This is a genomic window from Sphingorhabdus sp. Alg239-R122, from assembly GCF_900537065.1.
In the GTDB taxonomy this organism is placed as follows: domain Bacteria; phylum Pseudomonadota; class Alphaproteobacteria; order Sphingomonadales; family Sphingomonadaceae; genus Alg239-R122.
On record NZ_UNRC01000006.1, the window covers coordinates 9,178 to 28,451 of the forward strand.

The window sequence follows — 19,274 nt, forward strand, 5'->3', positions numbered from 1 at the left end:
GTTTGGTCATTGCTTGAATTCTCCATAGATCACCCAGGAATGGGCTAAGGAGAATTCAACTCAGGCAGCGATTAGTTTCTAATATCCAGAGCAATTGCAGCTGCGCTGTTTGGAGGAATGTCCCCTGTATCATTCAACAATTCGATCAAGGCCTCCAAGCCTGTTTCTTCGCGTTTGGCGGTTTCGCCATCGATATGAATTGTCCCTTTTCGCGGGAAGAAGCTGATCTCTTCTGCGACCTTGAGTTGATAGGGGCTTTGGGCCGGACGCCTAACGTCCACTTGCAACTCATCAAGCCGATGAATGGCCTCCACCATTTTCCTGCAATCACCTGATCTGACTGCGGCTTGGGGTAGCTTTTCAAATTTCATTCATATTCTCCTTTTCCATATCCCCAAAGGGGTAAGAGTTGGTTGGATAGTAGGTAGGTAAGGGTATTGAAGAGTAAGATAATCAGATAGCTGGGGAGTATGTTCGGCAGTGGGTGGGGTAATAAATATAGCCGTGCCTCCACAGCAGCGTGCATCACTGCGACCCAAAAAATGTCTGTTTTTTTTTAAACTGTGTCAGTTTTGTAACAGGTCAGGCCCGCATACTGGCCTGATAGCACGTCCAAGGTGCCGCATCGGATGTTGCGTGCCGGGATTACAGGGCCCCAAGTGTTAATCACCTTATACGTCTGCATCTATAGGCCCAAATAAATTTGGGTTCTGCCTTGATGGCCGGCTTTGGCCTCAATTCAGGAACTATATATGACACTAATATCTCTAAAAACAGCTTCTCGTCTGCTCGATTGCACCGGCTTCATGAACTGGCACTATGGTGTGACCTTCAACACTATTTTGACAATCAATTTTGAACAACTTGGCATGACCAGCGATGCTGAAATTGCGAAGATACGAAACAAGCTGAACACTGCCCTTCAGCAGCAAATCATAAATGGGGGCAGAAAATACGGAGACGAGCAACAGCATCATTATATTTACGCGATGGAATGCTCGCGGGATCATGGGCTGCATATGCATAAGGTGCTGGCAGTTCCCGGATATTTTGCAATCCGTATCAAAGACTGGCTGCAAAAGTGGGCGCGGCGTAATTTTGGAGAAGATGTGAACCCTAAAGCCGTCCATGTTCGGTGTAACTGCGTGCAGAATTTTACCGACCGCATTTTTATTCAAAGCAAGCTCGTTCGCTATATCTTAAAAACAACGGAGGACGTTACCCTGCTCGATCAACATGGCTATCCAAAATCGGTGAAGCATATGATTGGTCTAAAGAGAGGCTGCACATCACAGAGCTTCTCGACCAATCGTATCGCGGGGTCCTCGCAGAGCATAAGCTATGGTGAGCAAATCCGCTGGTGCTATCAGCCGGTAAAGCAGTGGGAAGACGTACTTAACGGGTGGAAGCTGGATGATTATCGTTCGCGTGTTTCTGCTCAGAAGTTCTGCAAGTCTATTGAAGGCATCGAGATTTAATACGCTGGCACGGCCTGCCGAACTTTTGCGGGCCGTGCCGCAACATTTAGATTGGCGCAAGGTAAGGTATTGATTAGTCTAGGATAATAAGGTTCTTCGGTAACATGGCGCAAAAAACAGCACTCAAACGACGCTTCCGACATCGTAATCAGGCAAATTATCCAGCCAAGCAGCTGCAGATTGTAGCGGAATGAAGGTGCGGCGGCCTACTTTTTTGGCCGCGAGCCGTCCTTCCTTAATCTCCTGATATATCTTGGTACGACCGATGCCGAACTGATCGGTAAACTGGTCTATGGTTAGTAAGCGTGGTGTGTGCGGTTGCATTACGACCTCTGAAACAAGTTATGGGCCGAGATATAGTGCTGATAGGCACAGTGCTATATTTGCGGTGCTTAAAAACTTGGATCAACTTTAACTGAGAACAGAATGGTCCGGGATAAAGCATCCACCATCTGGATCAGAAGGATCTGCTGCAGGACCAGCTAATTCAAAAAGATCGCGATATGATACTCTGTGGATACCGCGTGAGACCAGGCAATCGAGCTCTCCGTTGGCAATGGCCCTCTTTATGGCTGCACCATAACTTGGGCCGAGTTTGTGCAAGTCTACATTATATGCTTCGGTAAAATGGCAGCGCTGCGGAGGGCTTCCGGCGTTCAATCCGACGGCCTCACGCAATTTATCATTAGTCATCATAGTCACCTCTTTGCTTTACGAAGCGCTATATAGGTTGTCGAACCCAATCTATTCACTCGGCAGGGCAGGGAAGATGGCAATCGAGTTAGCGACAGTGTTTGGGCCGGTTGCGGACTGTCTGCTCTGAGCAACCGAGGCTTGAGAAGCGGTCACAGGCTACTCTCTCGCATCTGGTCGAAATCAATGACCTGTCAAAAGTGCACGGTAGATGCCTCGAAACGACTTCTTTTGTTGTGCGCTAGAAATTTCCATTATCTAAACTTCTCTAGTAGACTAGCAAAATCTTTTATTGGGGTGCGAATTATGTCGAAAGTAATACTAATTTTCTCTGATGGCACAGGACAAATGGGAGGGTTAAGGCCCGACCAAAAGCTATCGAATGTCTATAAGCTATTCCGCGCCACTCGTCCTGGCCCAGCTTCAACAATAGACCCCAAAGAACAAGTCGCTTTCTATGACCCAGGTCTTGGCAGAGGGGAGGTAAGCGGCTGGACGTTCAAGAGAACAAAGCATCTGCTTGAAGCGACCATTGGCACAGGAATCGATACGAACATTATCGATTGTTACGAGAATATCATCTCATCCTACGAGCCTGGAGATAAAGTATGTGTTTTTGGTTTCTCCCGAGGTGCATACACAGTTCGCGCTTTATCGTCTTTGATGAACCTTTGCGGAGTGCCACTCCAAACCGCTGATGGGAAGCCGGTTCCGAAACATGGCGATGCGGTTCGAAAGATAGCTACCGAGGCGGTAAAGGAAGTCTACAATCATGGCGCGGGGAAGCCTCGTAGCGAACAACCTTTTTTTGATCAGCGTGAAGAGCTTGGTCGTCGGTTCCGCCTCAAGTACCGCTCCAGTCAAAACGATAACCCAGAAGCGGTTAGGGGGAATGTAGAGCCGCACTTCATAGGTGTATTTGATACAGTCGCGGCCTTGGGTAGCAACAATCTCAAATATCTGTTTTCTGGCATCGTTTTTGCGATTGCGAGCATCGCTGCGTTCTCTTTTGTGCTCGATTTACATTGGGTCGTCAAAACCGCCAGTGTGTTCCTCGCGATATCGGTTTCAATTTGGCTGGTCCTACAAGCAATCACGGTTCGCAAGACTTACTCACCAGTGGCCAAAGAGCTGGGCATTGATCTGAGAGATTCCGAAAATAAAAATCTCTCGACACGTAATACTCACTGGGCATTCTGGCGAAACAAGAACTACGATAGATATCTGTCAGGCCAAGTAAACTACGCCCGCCACGCCGTAGCCATCGATGAAGAGCGTGCCGATTTTCCGCGTGTCGAATGGGGGCCCAAGGTCACGCCTTCCTTAAGAGAAAATCAACCCATCCGCTGGCTGAAGCAGGTTTGGTTTGCCGGGTGTCATAGCGACATAGGCGGCAGCTATTATGAACACGAGTCTCGACTGAGCGATATTGCTCTTGGATGGATGGTTCAGGAGCTCAAAGAGTGTGTGCCAATGGTCAAGATTAACCGCAATGTCTTACAGATATTTGGTGACCCCGAAGGACTCCAGCATGAGGAGCGCTGGATGATAAAAACGCTTCGGCGAGCTTGGGCAAAGAAACCTAGATATGTTTTTGAAAGAGGTGAATTGCACGAAAGTGTCTATGAGCGCTTCAACGCAGGTCCAGTGCCGATTGTTGACACAGTCGTTCCCTATCGACCGGAGCAACTGAGGCATCACGTAAGCCTCAAGGATCAATACGAAGCAATTGAAGTAAGTCCCCATCAAACCAAGCAAAACTAGGCATTTTTCCATTTCTGGGCCGTTAGCGATCTGTCTGGTGTGAGTGACTGAAGAAAGCTAATTCTTCATTCTGGGATATAGTGCTCTTTCGCCAAATTGACGCCACGGTTCTCAGCTACTAATCTAACATAACCGCGCATGATGTTTTCTCTAAAGGAGAACCAACCCGAACCATGGTTTATTAGAACTTCACCATGCGATTCCTTGCGCAGGTTGTGTAAACGCTGGTTGAATCGTTCTCGTGCCAAAGGTGCAATTTCGTCTTCGAGGGGAAGCCGACGCACAATTGCCTTATAGGAGTTCTCATAGATCGAATCTAAGGCGCGACGTGTGTCTGATTTGTCGGCCATCGCCCATAAAGCCATCTCATAGTCGAATGTGTTTTTCGATTTCTGAGTTGCCTTCTGATACGCGGACTTATGCTCTGCCTCGGTACGCTCCAGTGCACCCTTCACACCCGCTTCGTAGTGCCGAGCCGCCAGACGCTTCACTGTTTTGTCGTCGTCAAATGCTGCCCAGAACATAGACTCACCAATTAAGTGTACATAGTGGGGAAAGCCGTCGCTGAGCTGGCCAATGCGTATCAGCGTCTCACGATCCACTTCAACTCCTAGCTTGGTCGAGACTGTCTCAATTATTCGCCACAACTCGTTGTGCCGGAGCCTGTTGAGTGGAATGGTTTCGATTTTCCTGAATGCAGATCGGTGTGCACCCAACAATGCATCAACAGTACTACCTATTCCGCAGAATATAAACTTTACATCTTGAACGGTGGAAGAGAGGCTATTGCTGAATTCCGCCAGTTGCGATTTTGTTTCGTCTGATCGAACGCGCTCTAGCTCGTCGATAACGATTACTGTTCCTGCGCCACGTCTTTCTCTGACGAACCGGACAATATCAATCGCTTGATTCATATCCGCAGGGGACGGTATCGCAATAGAAGGTGCTCCCCTTTGCTTATAGCCTGCGCCGAAGCCAAATGCCTGAGCTGAGAGTTCTCGCGGCGTTCCATCCGCCTCAAACCTCTCGCTAAGCGGCACGGCTTCACGACCTATTGCGGCAATTAGATCAGGAAATGTGGTTGTTTCACTGCAAACTACATAAATTGGTTCGGAAGCAGTTGGCTGCTCCAAATAAGCCGCTGTGAGAGCAAGAGATGTTTTGCCTACACCTCGATCACCATGAACGAAGACATGCCGACCAGACGAATTAAGTGCCCTGTCGATCTGCGTGAGCGACTGACCTCGACCAAAAAGCCGCTCGGGTGTCGTGATGTGAGCTGAAGGCGTTAAATGCTCGTGTAAGACTTCGCGAATTTTATCTTCAGTAACCTTTTCAATAGCCATACTACGAGCTTAGCGTGTTTCGACAGAGTCCGAAACTCTAATTGCAGGTGAGTTCGATGAAAATCTGCATTCTTTGACGTTCGACTGCCGGATGGTGGGCGAGAACGTCCGCTCTTAGGTTGGGCAACCACTTAACTCAGCGACCGATATTGGGGCGCAATGCAGTCATGGAATTGTGCTTTACAGAATGCCCGCTTTTGTGCCCAAAATAGTCACTACGCGAAGAAGAATACGGAAAACGCAACCCATGTGGCGATACGTCAATAATGACATCTCATATTCAATGTCTTGAAGGCGATGCACTCAAAGTATCCTCTCCAAATGCCAAGGTTCGGTGGACCGTTTGACGCGACTATCTAGCCACAAAATCAGCCCAATCCTGCATCAGCGGGCGTCTTAAGTCGAGAAACTTAGTTCGCCTGTAAGCTGCTTCCACTTTATCGGCTGGAATATGGGCTAGAGCCGTTTCTGACACATCTCTGCGGACAGCTGCCTGCTCTGCCGCCCAATCACGGAATGACGACCTAAAGCCGTGCACAGTGCTACCGGATGGATCATTCTCTTTGAGCATTTTGCGCATGGTTCCGTCTGAAATATATGGCTTGCGTTCTCCGGGGAACACATAGCTTTCTTCAAAATCGCCCTTGTGCGCCTCTAGCGCCCTTAGCAACTCTGCCGCCTGACTGGATAGTGGGACCATGTGGGTTTCGCCCGCCTTCATGCGCTCCCCCGGAATAGTCCATACCCTATCTGTAAGGTCAATCTCCTCCCAACGCGTGAACCGGGTTTCCGAAGTCCTTACCGCAGTTAGGATTGTGAACATCAAAGCAAGGCGGCTTATTGTTTCAGGCTGCTTGGCAATCCTCTGATAAAAGGCGGGGACGGCAGAGTATGGCATAGCTTTCCAATGCCCATTGCGTTTGGGCTGCTTAGGCAAACCCAATGCGATAGCTCGGCTGGGAGCCTCATTTTCGCGCAGGCCTTCCGCATAAGCAAAATCAAGGACTGCAGTAATCCTCTGCTTCAGCCTCCTCGCCGTTTCCGCCTTTGCAAGCCATATGGGACGAAGGGTATCTATAATGTTAGCTGGCGAAACTTGATCTACCGGCAATTGACCCAACTTGGGGAAGGCATAGGCTTCAAGCGTATTGATCCACTGGTCAGCGTGCTTTGGGTTTTTCCAGCTTTCCCGTCTCGATTCAAAGCACCGGTATGCGACGTCATAAAACAGAGCAGATTTGCTGTTGGGGCCCGTCTTGGCCGCCCTTGGGTCTATCCCTTGCTGTAGCTGCTGACGCCATTCTGCGGCCTTCTGACGCGCTTTTGCGAGCGACAGGTCTGGATATGGACCCAGACCATAATCTCGGCGTTTACCGCCCTGCTGCATCCGCAGCGTCCATGATTTTGATCCAGATGGCTTCACCAACAGCGATAGACCTCGCCCATCACTGTGACGGCCCGGCTTTGCGCTGTTGATATATGCTACTGTTAATGCCATCTGTTACCTCACTCGTTACCACATAAGTGGGCGATTGACCGAACGCAATAATGAACAGTCAAGAATTATAGCGAAAATAACATAATTATTTCAATAATATGGAATTCAGCTACGATTGACTGTGAATAGCCATGAACGGTAGTATTGCAGTCTCCGTGTCCGCCATTTTTCTGATATCGATCTGGATTGTCGGTCTTGCGCTTATTGCGGTGGCAGCGCGCCTTCCGGCGTTAGCGGAGAAGGTTGACGCACTTTTGTGCCTTCTGACGTACGCAATGCCCGTGGCTCCAGGATTGCCGCGGTTTCGATCAGGTCCAGTGCGGTACGCGCGTCGATATAGCGTTTGGCGAGTGTGGTCCATTCACCGGCATTGCCGGGCATCCGCTTGACTTCCTCCAGTGCAGCTTCGACCCTGTCGGTTTCCAGGTAGCGCTGTGCGCGGGCGAGCCTTTGATCCGGTGCAGTAGAGGGGGTCCCCTCACGGCGAACAACGAATAGCTCACTTACTTCTTTCTGGAATCCTTCCCACAAACCGGCATCGCTGCTGGCGCTGGTCAATGACGGTGCGGTTTCGTCCAGCTTGATGCGCAGTTCATCAAGTGTGACGGGGCTTTTGGCAGCGTTGATAATGGTGGTGACTGCCACCGGCTGGGCAGCGCCAAACCGCAGTTTCAGTTGTTCTTCGATATAACCCAGCGAAGATCCGCGATCGAGCGCGCGGCGTGCGGCAAAAGCAATCAGCAGTCCCTCGGCGCGTGCGGCATTGCCGCCTGCGGCCTGTGCCTGCACGTTAATGCGCGACAGCCGGTCTTCCAGATCGGCGACACGGCGCGCGAGTGCGCGTTCCTGGTCAGGCTCAATCGATATTGGCGGTGTGTCTTCGGGTTCGGGCGGGCTGACCGTGCCATCAGGCTGGATACGTTCTTCCAGGGCTGCTGCTGCGGGTGCCGCTGATTCGCTATTTTCAGCGGCAATTTCCTGCGTTGTGGCAGCATCATCGCTAAACAGGTCAAATTTACTGACGGCCCAGCCTGTAGCAATTACGCCGCCGATAAAGGCGACCAGCAATAAAATGATAATGTTGCGAATGCCCGATTTCTTGCCTTGCGTAGAGGAAATCGGTTCATAATCCCGGCTCATAAAAAGTCCTGATCTTTCAAAAAAAGCATATAATGCGGCATAGCTGCCATATATGTCACGTTTTACACAATTGTGCGGCCACTTCCAGCATAGCTTCATCATTGGGTGATTTTGCTGTGGCTATCTTTGCCCATCCTTCGTCAGCGGCTTCCGCAATGCGCGGGGCGAAACAGGCAAGCGATATTTGTGCGATATTTATGCCCCTGCATATTGCCTGTTCACGAAAATGCGTTGCAGCCCGGGCGGAGTGCAGCGCGATTATTGCAGGTTGCCGCAATGTTTCGGCGAGCGTATCCGGCATTGGCGCAGCTTCACTGGCATAGACTTCCACTCGGTCAATCTGTGTGTCATGAGCAGGCAAAGGCACATAGTCGTGCGCCGACAGCCACAATATGCGGCGTTTTCCATCATTTTTGAGGGTAGGCAAAAGGCTGGAAAGGCCGCCATTCCCGCCTTGCCTCACTGAAAACCCGTGTTTACGCGCCAGTGCGGCAGTTTTCTCGCCAACGGCGTATACAGGCAGATGCACAAGATCCGCCAGATTGTGCCCGCCATGGCGAAACGCATTAGCGCTGCCCGCCAGCAGTGCATCATATTGCGCATCATCAGCCAGAGCCCATTGCACGGGGCGTACATGAAAGAGTGGTTCTTTTATAACAGTCCAGCCAGCCCGAACGGCGCTCTCCATTGTGGCGCTTGCCCCGGGTTCGGGGCGGATGATGATCAGCGGCTGTGTCATGCGCCGCCGAAAAACTGTGTAATGGCAGGGCCAGCACGCTCCAGCAATTCTGCCGCCAGCATGGCCGGGCTCTCGGTGTCTTCAGTGGCGAACTCAGCTGAACCTGCAACTTTTTCGCTGCCATCCTCGCTATAAAGCTCGCCGCGCAGTGTGATGGTGCCATTTTCATGGGTTGCGAGCGCACTGACCGGGCTGTGGCAACCCCCCTGTAGAGCCGCGAGGAATGCCCGTTCAGCGGCGACGCATTGCATGGTTTCCCGGCAGGCCACCCCGGCAAGGACCCGGCATATATCCGTATTGGCGCGCAACGCCTCCAGCCCGATAGCTCCTTGTGAGGCTGCGGGCAGCCATGTGTCAACCTCCAGCGGGGTGCCGACGCCGTGCATGTCAAGCCGTGCGAGCCCCGCCGCTGCCAGAAGCGTTGCATCGGCTTCACCCTGAGCCAGCTTGGCCATGCGTGTGGCAACATTGCCGCGAAATAGCGTGATTTTCACATCCGGGCGGAACGACTGCATCTGTGCGGCGCGGCGCGGTGAACTGGTGCCGAAAACGCCTCCCTGGGGAATCGCACCAATTGAATCCGCACCCAGCAACACATCGCGCACATCGGCGCGGGGCAGCATGGCGGCCACATGGAATGTATCTGCGCGGACGGTTTCCACATCCTTCATTGAATGCACGGCAAAATCAATCTCACCATCCACCAGCGCGCGGTCGAGCTCACGTGTCCATAGCGCTTTCCCGCCCAGGTCACGTAAGGCGCGGTCCTGCACCTTGTCGCCGCTGGCCACTACGGGCAACAGCGTGATGGCATCATCAGGCAGGTGGTAAGCATCACGCAGCCGCTGTGCGGTCTCACGCGCCTGGGCCATGGCCAGCGGCGACTGGCGTGTGCCGAGGATCAGCGGGCGGCGCGTCAGCAGCCTTGCAATGGCATCGGGTAATTGGGGTCTCTGGTTTTCATTCATATCGGTCTTGTGCTAGCGCCCATTGTGGCTAAGGAAAAGGGTTATGGCGCTGATTTTGGGAATTGAATCGAGCTGCGACGAAAGCGCGGCGGCGATTATCGGGACGGATCGCACGATTTATGCTCATCGCCTGCAAACGCAGGAAGATGAGCATAAGGATTATGGCGGCGTGGTGCCGGAAATAGCGGCGCGTGCGCACGCCCAGCATATCACCCCCCTGATCGAAGCCGCGCTGGCCGATGCTGACATGACGCTGAATGACATGGATGCGATTGCTGCGACCGCGGGCCCCGGCTTGATTGGCGGAGTGATGGTGGGGCTGGTGACAGGCAAAGCGCTTGCCATGGCGGCGGGCAAGCCGTTGGTCGCGGTCAATCATCTGGAGGGCCACGCGCTCTCTCCGCGGCTGGTCGATGCGGAGCTTGATTTTCCTTATATGTTGCTGCTCGTATCGGGCGGGCATTGCCAGATTCTCCGTGTGGACGGTGTGGGCCAATACCGGCGGCTGGCGACGACGATTGACGATGCGGTGGGCGAAGCATTTGACAAAACTGCGAAAATATTGGGGCTCGGTTATCCGGGCGGGCCGCAGGTGGAAAAACTGGCCAGCACGGGTGACCCGAAGGCCGTGCCCTTGCCGCGCCCCTTGCTGCGTTCGACAGAGCCGCATTTTTCTTTCGCAGGGTTGAAAAGCGCTGTGCTGCGCGCGCACCAATCGGGCGACTATGGGGATGCGGATCTCGCCGCCTCTTTCCAACAGGCTGTGCTCGATTGCCTGCAGGACAGGCTTGAAAAAACGCTGCGCGAACATGGCGGCATGAAATCATTGGTGGTGGCGGGCGGCGTTGCGTCCAATGCGGCGATACGCGCTATGCTGAAAACTGTGGCAGCCAGCCATGGCATGCGGTTCGTGGCACCGCCGCCCTGGCTCTGCACCGACAATGCGGCAATGATCGGCTGGGCGGGGGCGGAGCGGTTTGAAGCCGGTTTGACAGATCCGCTTGATATCGCCGCACGGCCGCGCTGGCCGCTGGATGAACATGCGGAAAAAGCGCGCGGCGCGGGAGTGAAGGCATGACGATGGAAGCAGATGGTGAGCACGCAGATATTGGCGTTGTGGGCGCAGGGGCATGGGGCACCGCGCTGGCCGCGATGCTGGCATCGGATGGCCGCGATGTCTTGCTCTGGGCGCGTGAAAAAGAGCTGGTGGAGACAATCAACCGCGATCATGGCAATTCGCTCTACCTGCCCGATATTCCGCTCCCGAAGACGATAACCGCGACATCTGATCTCGGCATGATGGCGGCGTGCAGCACCCTGCTGATCGTTACACCTGCGCAGCATATGCGCGCCGTTTTGAATGAGCTACCTGAAACAGAGGCCGACCATGTGCTGTGTTCCAAGGGGATAGAGGCGGAAACACAGAAGTTTATGGTGGATGTGGCTGCCGAGACTGTAGGCGGTAATGATATTGCCGTGCTTTCGGGGCCGACATTTGCGCATGAAGTGGCACGTGCGCAGCCCACGGCGGTGACACTCGCATGCAGCAGCGAAGATCAGTGGCAGCGGCTCTCGCCGGCTATAGCGCGGCCTTTTTTCCGGCCTTATTATACGGCGGATATTGTGGGCGCAGAAATTGGCGGCGCGGTGAAAAACGTGCTCGCCATTGCCTGCGGTGTGGTTGATGGGCTGGGACTGGGCCAGAATGCACGAGCTTCGCTGATCAGCCGAGGCTTTGCCGAGATGACGCGCTTTGGCCTCGCATGCGGCGCGCAGGCTGAAACATTGTCGGGCCTTTCGGGCCTTGGCGACCTGGTGCTTACCTGTTCTTCGACCAGTTCGCGTAATTTCTCACTCGGCATGGGGTTGGGTAAAGGGCAGAGTGCGGCCGAATTAATGACGGACAGGCGCACTGTTGCGGAAGGTGCATCCACTGCGCCGGTGTTACAGCGGTTTGCCCGGGGCAAGGGCGTGGATATGCCGATTGTGGACGCTGTATGCGCTGTGCTGGAAGGTGGGTGCAGTGCTGCGGAAATGGTCGGCATGCTGCTGGCGCGGCCCTTGCGGGCGGAATAGGCAGATGACCGCTTTTGAAAGATGTTATGGCTCTGGCTCTGGTATTTTGCGCAAAATCCTGCTTAAAGCGCTGACTTACCCAAGCAATACAGGCCAGCCGTTTGACTGACAAAACCCCTGAAGCATCCGCTGCACCTGAGGCAGGTGATGGAGAGAATGGCGATATCGCCAAGCTTGCCAAGGGCGGACGCACCAATTTTTTCGGGTTCCTGCTTCGACTGGCGGCACGCCTCCCGTTCCTTTTTATTGCCGGACGGCTCTATGGAGCAGAGGCATTGGGCCGGTTCGCCTATGCGATACTGATTGTCGAACTGGCTGCACAGCTTGCGACACTGGGGCTGCGCCGCGGACTTGCTGAACAGATCAGCCGCACTGAACGGCCGCATGTGCATGTGGTTTTCGATGGCTTGCTGGTCAGCGCGATAGCCTCTGCCGCCGCCGCCCTGTTGCTGATTGCCTTTCCGCAGGCGATGTTTCCCAATAGCGCGGTTAATGGCTTTGACCGTTTTTTGCCGCTGGTCATATTCTTTATCGCCGGGTCGGATATTGCCCTGGCCGCGCTTGCCTATCGCTATGATATTGCATCGACCGTGCGCGCACGCGCTGTCATTGAACCCTGGACCATCAGCATCGCCGCAGGCGCGCTTTACTTCTATTCGGCGCGTGACGGTTTAATCTTGTCCTATGTGCTGTCGATGCTCGCAGCATTTATCGCTTCGATCTGGCCGCTCCTGAAAAACTATGGCGTGCCGCATGGGTGGCGCCCGAAACCGGTGCAGCTGTTTCAGATAACGCGGCAGAATATACCGCTTGCCGCGGCCGATGCTGTGGAATGGGGCAGTCGCCGCCTTGATCTGTTCATTCTTGGCTTGTTTGCTTCGCCTGTGATCGTTGGCATTTACTGGGCGGCGCAGCAGGTGGCGAGCCTGCCACAAAAGCTGAAAACCAGTTTTGATCCGATCCTGGGTCCGGTTATTACCCGGAACCTTAAAGAGAACAGGCTGAAAGAAATCGCCAAGCAGGTCGGGCAGGTGGGTTTCTGGATTATCGCCATTCAGGCGGGCATCGCGCTTGCGCTTGGGATCCCGGGCGAAGGCGTCATGGGCCTGATCGGACCGCAATTTGTTGCGGGAACCGGCGCGCTGGCGTTTCTGCTCGCGGCCGAAGTGGTGGCTGCAACAGCCGTGGTTAGCGAATCGGTGCTGGTTTACGTGGCGCGCCACCGTAACCTGATGATTTCCGTATCGATGCTGGGATTGCAGGCCCTGCTGTCAGTTGCGTTGATCATGCTGGCCAAATCCTATGACCTGAAACCGGCAAGCTATGCGGCGGCTGTTGCCCTTGCCCTCATGCTGTCACTTGGCTTTGCATCGGTTGTGAAAGCGGTGCTGCTATCGCGTATATTGGGCGCACCGGTCAATGGCTGGCGCTGGGCGCTGGTATGGGCCGCAGCTGTCGCCACGATAGTCGGCTGGCTGTTTACCCGCTATGCACCGGAATGGGCTGAGCTGTTGATCGGTATCCCGGTTATACTTGGCCTGTATGGATTTATTATCTGGCACCGGGGTTTTGGCGCAGAAGACCGTGAACTGTTCCGCATGCGCAAAGGCAGCGGCGATACAGAAGAATCGCCGCCTTCCAATGCAGCCTAACCGACTTTTTCGGCAACCAGTTTTTTGACATCTGCCTCGGGCCTCGGGCCATAATGGCTGATGACCTCGGCAGCGGTAATTGCACCGCGTTTGAGGCAGCGCTCGAGCGACTCGCCGCGGACATGGCCAGATAGGAACCCAGCGGCAAACTGGTCACCCGCACCTGTAGTGTCGACCACTTTGGCAACTGGTTCGGCTGGAACATCCGCGCGTTCACCGTTTGCCAGAGCCACCGCTCCGTTCGCACTGCGCGTGGCGACAAGTACTGGTACATTTCCTGCCAGTGCGGCTATACCGGCTTCAAAATCCGCTTCCCCGGTCAACGTCGCCAATTCATGCTCGTTCACGAACAGGATATCGATCAGGCCATTGCTGATCATTTCGCGAAAATCATCACCATGCCGTTCGATGACAAAGCTCTCGCTGGCGGTAAAGGCAACCTTGCGGCCTGCCGCGCGTGCAACTTCGATGGCGCGGCGCATGGCTGCGCGCGGTTCTTCAGGGTCCCAAAGATAACCTTCCAGGTAAAGTACCGCTCCGCTGGCGATCAGGTCCTCATCCAGCGCTGCCTTTGGTAGATACTGGCTGGCACCCAGAAAGGTATTCATTGTCCGCTCGCCATCGGGCGTAACAAATATAAGCACACGGCCTGTCGAGGGTTCGCCGGGACGTGGCGCTGTGGTGTAATCAATCCCTGTGGCTTTGATATCATGCGCGAAAACAGCACCAAGCTGATCGTCAGCGACCTGACCTATAAAAGCGCAGTCAAGCCCCAGGGTGGCAAGTCCGGCCAATGTATTGGCAGCCGAACCTCCCGACACTTCACGCGCTGGCCCCATGGCGGCATAGAGTGTATCGGCATGCGCTTCATCAATCAGTGTCATACCGCCGCGATTGAGCTGTAATTCGTCGATAAGCGTATCTTCGCATGAGGCGATCACATCAACTACGGCATTGCCAATGGCAACAACATCATATTTGGCTGGACTGGTCATAAAATCGTTCTTTCCGTTTTCCTGTATGGCATGAAGCCAATAATGTTGCCGCGCCGTAACGGAGCGCGGGCAAAGGTTCAAGGAGAATTGACGTAGCGCCCTTTTGTCAGCAAAGAAGGCACTGACATGATAAAGGCATTTTCCCTGGCGCTGGCACAGCTTGGTGAGCGCGATATACTCGCACTATTGCTGAAAACCATCCTGCTGACACTGCTGGTGTTCGCAGTGCTTGGCATGGGCCTCTATTTCGCCGCGTCCTGGCTGTTTGACTATTATGGGTGGGGCGCAGACGGCGCAGCGGATGGTGCATTGGTGGGTGTTCTGGCTGCGCTGGTCACATTTTTTGCCGGCTGGCTCTGGTTCCGCGTGGTGGCCATCGCCGTGCTGCAGGTGTTTGGCGATGAAGTCGTGATTGCCGTCGAACGCAGGCATTATCCCGAAACCATATCGCATGCGCGCAAAGTCGGCTTTGTGCGCAGCCTTAAAATGGGGATAGGCAGCCTGCTGCGCGCCTTGCTGCTCAATTTGTTGGCACTGCCTGTCTATATTGTGCTTATCCCCACGGCGATTGGTGTCCCGCTGGCCTTCCTGATTGTAAATGCACTGCTTCTGGGCCGCGATCTGCAGGATATGGTGGTGGCACGGCACAGCGAAAACATATCGGACCGGCGCTGGGTGCTGCCCTTCTGGGGACGATTTGCACTAGGGTTTGTAACAGCGGCAATTTTCCTGATTCCATTTGCCAATCTGCTCGCCCCGATTATCGGCGCATCCATGGCAACACATCTTGTGCATGGACGTCAAAGCGGCGATGCTGGCGGACATAGTCATGATTGGGGCATTGAATGAATAAACGGATGTTTGCCGTAGCAAGCTTGGCGCTGTCACTGTCCGCATGTGTGTCATCCGGTGCAGCGACACGTGCGCCCACGGCCTCTGTTCCGAAACAGATGCCCATGCAAAACACTCAGGGACTGGAAGCAGTTATGGGACAGGATGCCCGCGGCCTAGCCCGATTGTTCGGAGAACCGCGCCTGGACGTACGCGAAGGAGATGCACGAAAATTGCAATTTTCCAGCCGCGACTGCGTGCTTGATACGTATCTTTATCCCAAGGGACGCGGGGATGCAGTCGTCACATATGTCGATGCCCGAACGCCCGATGGCCGTAATGCTGACCGTGCTTCATGCGTAGCGGCGCTCAGACGGTGATTATATTTGCCCGAAGCACCAGCGCAGCACGGACTTTTGGGCATGGAGCCTGTTTTCTGCCTCATCCCATATGACTGATTGCGGTCCATCGAGCACTTCATCTGTCACTTCCTCGCCGCGATGCGCGGGCAGGCAGTGCATGAATAGCGCATCGCTTTTGGCATGCGACATGAGCGCGGCATTCACCTGATAGGGCATCATCGCCTGTAATTTGGTTTCGGCATGGTCCTGCCCCATGGAAATCCAGGTGTCTGTTACAACAATATCCGCATCGCGGACAGCATCCGCCGGATTGCGGGTCAGGGTAACATTGGCACCGCCTTTACGCGCCAGACCCACAAAACCTGTATCTGGTTCATATCCTTCCGGGCAGCCGATACGGACATTGAATTTCATCAGGCCCGCTGCTTCCAGTATGGAATTGAGCACGTTATTACCGTCGCCCAGCCAGGCGACTTCCAGCCCGGGCAGCGCCTTGCCATGTTCAATAATGGTCAGCAGGTCAGCCATGATCTGGCACGGGTGCGACAGGTCGGTCAGGCCATTGATGACCGGAACGCTGGCATGGGCGGCAAGTTCCCTGATCTTGGAATGGTCACCGGTGCGGATCATGATGGCGTCGGCATAGCGTGACAGCACGCGCGCAGTATCTGCCACGGTTTCGCCGCGGCCCAACTGCATGGAACCAGAGTCCATTACGATACTTGTACCGCCCAATTGCCGGATCGCCATGTCGAATGATACCCGGGTGCGAGTCGAGCTTTTTTCAAATATCATGGCGAGTGTGTGGTTCGCGAGCGGTGCGTCGCTATCCGTCTTGCCCTTTGGCCAGTCCTGCCGTGCGGCCTTGCGGTCGATGGCATCGTTCAGCATGGCGGCAATGGCATCGCCGCCCGCATCGGAAAGGCTCAGGAAATGCTTCATGATACTTCGGGAATTTCGTAGTCCCGCGCGCCTGCGGAGAGTTTTTCGATAAACTCGTTCACATGTTCTTCTTCGATAATAAGCGGCGGCAGGATACGCAGTGTATTGTCGCCGGCCGCGACGGTTAGCAACCCGTGATTATCGCGCAGGTGCACCATGAAGGGCCGCACTTCGCTTTTTAGCTTGATGCCGAGCATCAACCCCATACCCCGAACATGGTCGAACAGGCCATCGTGGTTCGGAATAAGCTGTTCAAGAGCGCTACGGATACGGTCGCTCATCTGGCGGACATGCTCCAGGAACTCCTCATTGTTGACGACATCCAGCACCGCCTCGCCCGCTGCCATGGCCAGCGGACCGCCGCCATAGGTGGAGCCATGCGAACCAAAGCCCATGCCTCGCGCGGCCTTTTCGGTGGCCAGGCATGCGCCGACAGGGAAACCGCCGCCCAGACCCTTTGCGCTGGCCATGATGTCAGGCTCTACGCCATATTCTTCGTAAGCGAAGAGGCGGCCCGAACGTGCCATGCCGCACTGCACCTCGTCAAATACCAGCATCAGATCGTTTTCGTCCGCCAGATCGCGAAGGCCTTGCAGGAATTCCTTGCTGGCCGGGCGTACGCCGCCTTCGCCCTGAATTGGTTCAACCATGAATCCAGCCGTATCGGGGCCCATCGCTGCTTTGGCCGATTCCAGATCGTCAAATTCGGCATATTTAAAACCAGCCAGCATCGGTGAGAAGCCTTTGTGCATTTTGGTCTGGCTTGAGGCACTGATTGTGGCCATGGTACGGCCATGGAATGCGTTGTTGAACGTGATCAGCGCCTGTTTCTGTGGATCACCGCCTTCGCTTTGGTGATAGGCGCGTGCGGTCTTGATCGCGCATTCAACGGCCTCTGCGCCTGAATTGGTAAAAAAGACGGTGTCGGCAAATGTGCTGTCGACCAGACGCTGGGCCAGCTTTTCCCCTTGCGGGCTGCCATACATGTTGGACACGTGCATCAGTGTTGCGGCCTGATCCTGGATTGTCTTGGTCAGGTGAGGGTGGCCATGACCAAGCAGGTTGACTGCGATACCGCTGGCAAAGTCCAGATATTTCTCACCATCTTCACCGTACAGATAGCACCCTTCTCCGCGCACCGGGCGCACATCACAGCGGGGGTAAACAGGCATTAATGGCGTGATGGTCATAACTTCGGTATCCTTGCATTGGCCCCGCGCAGTGGCGGCTGGTAAAGAAAAAAGGCGGGCCGAATAAGCGGGCCGCCACTGATATATCCGGCCTTATAGACCCCCGTATTTCACGGCGTCAATGATAGCAAAAACATGTTCAGAAAATAGCAATGCAAGAAAATTGTGGCGGCGCCGCGCAAGGCTTGCTAATGCCGCTTCGCAACTGGCAGGCACCCATAGCTCAGCTGGATAGAGCGCTGCCCTCCGAAGGCAGAGGTCGCAGGTTCGAATCCTGCTGGGTGCACCAGGTTTCAGCTTTTCCTTGATATCGCCAGCAATGCCCTTCAGACTTGCGCCGTGTATGTTTCATGGGGGTTATGCAGCTATGTTTGGTGGGAAAACGACTCTGGCACTGGTTTGCGTTTTTCTGACCAGTTGTACGCAGAATACAGATGAAGACGGTGCGCAGTCTGCACGTGACACCCACAGCAGCGCGATTGTCATTGATGCGCATTCGGACTTTCTGGACCGCACCGCCATTGATGGCGCGCATATTAATGAGGACCCTGAAGGTGCACAGACCAGCCTGAGCAAGCTGGAACAGGGCGGAGTGGATGCGCAATTCTTTTCGGTGTTTGTGCCACCCGCCTTTGCCGAATATGGATTTGCCAAGCGCACGGATGAGTTGATCGATACCTTGCAGGCGGAAGTCGCTGCGCATCCTGACCGGATAGAAATCGTGCACGATACCGCCGGAATAAACCGGTTGGCGAACACCGGGAAGGTTGCTGCGCTTATCGGGATAGAGGGCGGCCATTCGATTGAGAATGATCTTGGCCGCCTGCGCCATTTTTATGGCCGAGGCGTACGCTATATGACGCTGACATGGACCAACACCAATGACTGGGCGGATTCGTCGGGGGATGAACCGCGCTGGAACGGTCTCAACGATCTGGGTCTGTCGATTGTAAAGGAAATGAATGGCCTTGGCATGATGATCGACATCAGCCATGTGTCCGACGAAACATTCTGGGATGTGATACGGGCAACAGGCTCACCGGTTATCGCATCGCATTCAGACGTACGCGGTGTGATGGACGACCCGCGCAACATGAGCGACGATATGGTGAAGGCTGTCGCTGAAAATGGCGGCGTCATACAGGTCAGTTTCTATTCAGCCTATGTCGATAGCGATTTTGCCGAAGCATTTGCGGCGGCGAAGGCGCGTGCCAAAGACAGGTTTGATGCTTTGGAAAACAAATATGCAAATGACCCGATCGCGCTTGATAAAGCAGCCTGGTCGCTGGAAAAATCGATTGAGTTCAGCTTGCCCGCGCCGACGGTTGCTGATGTGGTCGACCATATCGATCATGTGGTGAAAATTGCGGGGATAGACCATGTGGGGCTTGGCTCTGATTTTGACGGTATGGGCGCACCGCCTTCCGGGCTGGAGCATGCAGGGCAGATTCCGAATATCACGGCGGAACTGGTGCGGCGGGGCTATGGACGCGCCGATATAGAAAAGATACTGGGCGGTAATTTGCTGCGTGTGTTTGCCGAAAATGAAAAGCGTGCGGCGCGGCGTGCGCCATAGCAATATTTTGACGCATTAATCATT

At 54.4% G+C, this 19,274-nt stretch carries 19 protein-coding genes and 1 tRNA gene (1 of these 20 running past the window's edge); 9 read left to right on the forward strand and 11 right to left on the reverse strand.

The features are described from left to right. Window positions 1–10, reverse strand: partial view of a hypothetical protein gene (locus G6Q15_RS12315; RefSeq protein ID WP_164117360.1) — the beginning only. It extends 1,061 nt beyond the left edge of the window; 10 of the gene's 1,071 nt are visible here — the first part of the coding sequence; its start codon is at window positions 8–10; its stop codon lies beyond the left edge, outside the window. Between the two features lie 61 nt (window positions 11–71). Further along, the gene (locus G6Q15_RS07560) at window positions 72–371 is read right to left on the reverse strand and encodes a hypothetical protein (protein WP_164117362.1); all 300 of its coding nucleotides are present in this window, start codon (window positions 369–371) and stop codon (window positions 72–74) included. 381 nt (window positions 372–752) lie between these two features. Here G6Q15_RS07560 and G6Q15_RS07565 point away from each other — a divergent pair, with 381 nt between their 5' ends. Next, window positions 753–1,478 carry a hypothetical protein gene (locus G6Q15_RS07565; protein WP_164117364.1) on the forward strand — a complete coding sequence of 242 codons (726 nt, stop codon included), beginning with the start codon at window positions 753–755 and terminating at the stop codon, window positions 1,476–1,478. Between the two features lie 411 nt (window positions 1,479–1,889). Here the strand turns inward: G6Q15_RS07565 and G6Q15_RS07575 are convergent, their stop codons facing one another. Beyond that, a complete protein-coding gene (locus tag G6Q15_RS07575) occupies window positions 1,890–2,174 on the reverse strand; it encodes a hypothetical protein (protein ID WP_164117368.1) in 285 nt (94 codons plus the stop codon). A 303-nt stretch (window positions 2,175–2,477) separates the two neighbouring features. Between G6Q15_RS07575 and G6Q15_RS07580 the strand changes: the two genes are divergently transcribed. Then, window positions 2,478–3,935 (forward strand): DUF2235 domain-containing protein, encoded by a 1,458-nt coding sequence (locus G6Q15_RS07580; protein ID WP_164117370.1) that lies wholly within the window; start codon window positions 2,478–2,480, stop codon window positions 3,933–3,935. Window positions 3,936–4,000: 65 nt separating this feature from the next. Here the strand turns inward: G6Q15_RS07580 and G6Q15_RS07585 are convergent, their stop codons facing one another. The 5 genes from G6Q15_RS07585 to hemC all read right to left on the reverse strand — a co-directional run bounded on the left by G6Q15_RS07585 (window position 4,001) and on the right by hemC (window position 9,626). Next, window positions 4,001–5,281 (reverse strand): ATP-binding protein, encoded by a 1,281-nt coding sequence (locus tag G6Q15_RS07585; protein WP_164117372.1) that lies wholly within the window; start codon window positions 5,279–5,281, stop codon window positions 4,001–4,003. A gap of 352 nt (window positions 5,282–5,633) precedes the next feature. Next, window positions 5,634–6,779 (reverse strand): integrase arm-type DNA-binding domain-containing protein, encoded by a 1,146-nt coding sequence (locus G6Q15_RS07590; RefSeq protein ID WP_164117374.1) that lies wholly within the window; start codon window positions 6,777–6,779, stop codon window positions 5,634–5,636. 201 nt (window positions 6,780–6,980) lie between these two features. Continuing rightward, window positions 6,981–7,919 (reverse strand): hypothetical protein, encoded by a 939-nt coding sequence (locus G6Q15_RS07595; protein ID WP_164117376.1) that lies wholly within the window; start codon window positions 7,917–7,919, stop codon window positions 6,981–6,983. A 55-nt stretch (window positions 7,920–7,974) separates the two neighbouring features. After that, complete coding sequence (locus G6Q15_RS07600; RefSeq protein ID WP_164117378.1) at window positions 7,975–8,658, reverse strand: uroporphyrinogen-III synthase; 684 nt, start codon at window positions 8,656–8,658, stop codon at window positions 7,975–7,977. After that, entirely contained in the window at window positions 8,655–9,626 is a 972-nt protein-coding gene (gene hemC / locus G6Q15_RS07605; protein ID WP_164117380.1) for a hydroxymethylbilane synthase, read from the reverse strand. Before hemC ends, G6Q15_RS07600 begins: the two co-directional genes overlap by 4 nt. 43 nt (window positions 9,627–9,669) lie before the next feature. On the opposite strand from hemC, the gene tsaD reads away from it, so the two are divergent. The 3 genes from tsaD (at window position 9,670) to G6Q15_RS07620 (ending at window position 13,354) form a co-directional block, all read left to right on the forward strand. Next, on the forward strand, window positions 9,670–10,704 hold the full coding sequence (gene tsaD, locus G6Q15_RS07610) for a tRNA (adenosine(37)-N6)-threonylcarbamoyltransferase complex transferase subunit TsaD (protein ID WP_164117382.1): 1,035 nt from the start codon (window positions 9,670–9,672) through the stop codon (window positions 10,702–10,704). Then, a complete protein-coding gene (locus G6Q15_RS07615; protein WP_240330807.1) occupies window positions 10,701–11,702 on the forward strand; it encodes an NAD(P)H-dependent glycerol-3-phosphate dehydrogenase in 1,002 nt (333 codons plus the stop codon). The genes tsaD and G6Q15_RS07615 overlap by 4 nt, the downstream gene beginning before the upstream one ends. A gap of 101 nt (window positions 11,703–11,803) precedes the next feature. Then, entirely contained in the window at window positions 11,804–13,354 is a 1,551-nt protein-coding gene (locus G6Q15_RS07620) for a lipopolysaccharide biosynthesis protein (RefSeq protein WP_164117383.1), read from the forward strand. On the opposite strand, the gene G6Q15_RS07625 is transcribed toward G6Q15_RS07620, so the two are convergent. Beyond that, window positions 13,351–14,349 (reverse strand): adenosine kinase, encoded by a 999-nt coding sequence (locus G6Q15_RS07625; protein ID WP_164117385.1) that lies wholly within the window; start codon window positions 14,347–14,349, stop codon window positions 13,351–13,353. The genes G6Q15_RS07620 and G6Q15_RS07625 overlap by 4 nt on opposite strands. Window positions 14,350–14,475: 126 nt before the next feature. Here G6Q15_RS07625 and G6Q15_RS07630 point away from each other — a divergent pair, with 126 nt between their 5' ends. Both G6Q15_RS07630 and G6Q15_RS07635 read left to right on the forward strand, forming a co-directional pair. Continuing rightward, window positions 14,476–15,198, forward strand: a complete 723-nt coding sequence (locus G6Q15_RS07630) for an EI24 domain-containing protein (RefSeq protein WP_164117387.1) — start codon at window positions 14,476–14,478, stop codon at window positions 15,196–15,198. Beyond that, window positions 15,195–15,560, forward strand: a complete 366-nt coding sequence (locus tag G6Q15_RS07635; RefSeq protein WP_164117389.1) for a hypothetical protein — start codon at window positions 15,195–15,197, stop codon at window positions 15,558–15,560. The genes G6Q15_RS07630 and G6Q15_RS07635 overlap by 4 nt, the downstream gene beginning before the upstream one ends. Here G6Q15_RS07635 and argF read toward each other — a convergent pair whose 3' ends face one another. Together argF and G6Q15_RS07645 are read right to left on the reverse strand one after the other, a co-directional pair. Then, on the reverse strand, window positions 15,561–16,487 hold the full coding sequence (gene argF / locus G6Q15_RS07640; protein ID WP_164117628.1) for an ornithine carbamoyltransferase: 927 nt from the start codon (window positions 16,485–16,487) through the stop codon (window positions 15,561–15,563). Next, complete coding sequence (locus tag G6Q15_RS07645; RefSeq protein ID WP_164117391.1) at window positions 16,481–17,674, reverse strand: aspartate aminotransferase family protein; 1,194 nt, start codon at window positions 17,672–17,674, stop codon at window positions 16,481–16,483. The genes argF and G6Q15_RS07645 overlap by 7 nt, the downstream gene beginning before the upstream one ends. A gap of 212 nt (window positions 17,675–17,886) precedes the next feature. Here G6Q15_RS07645 and G6Q15_RS07650 point away from each other — a divergent pair. Beyond that, a tRNA-Arg gene (locus G6Q15_RS07650) sits at window positions 17,887–17,963 on the forward strand. A gap of 78 nt (window positions 17,964–18,041) precedes the next feature. After that, entirely contained in the window at window positions 18,042–19,250 is a 1,209-nt protein-coding gene (locus tag G6Q15_RS07655) for a dipeptidase (protein ID WP_164117393.1), read from the forward strand. The last annotated feature ends 24 nt before the right edge of the window (window positions 19,251–19,274 follow it).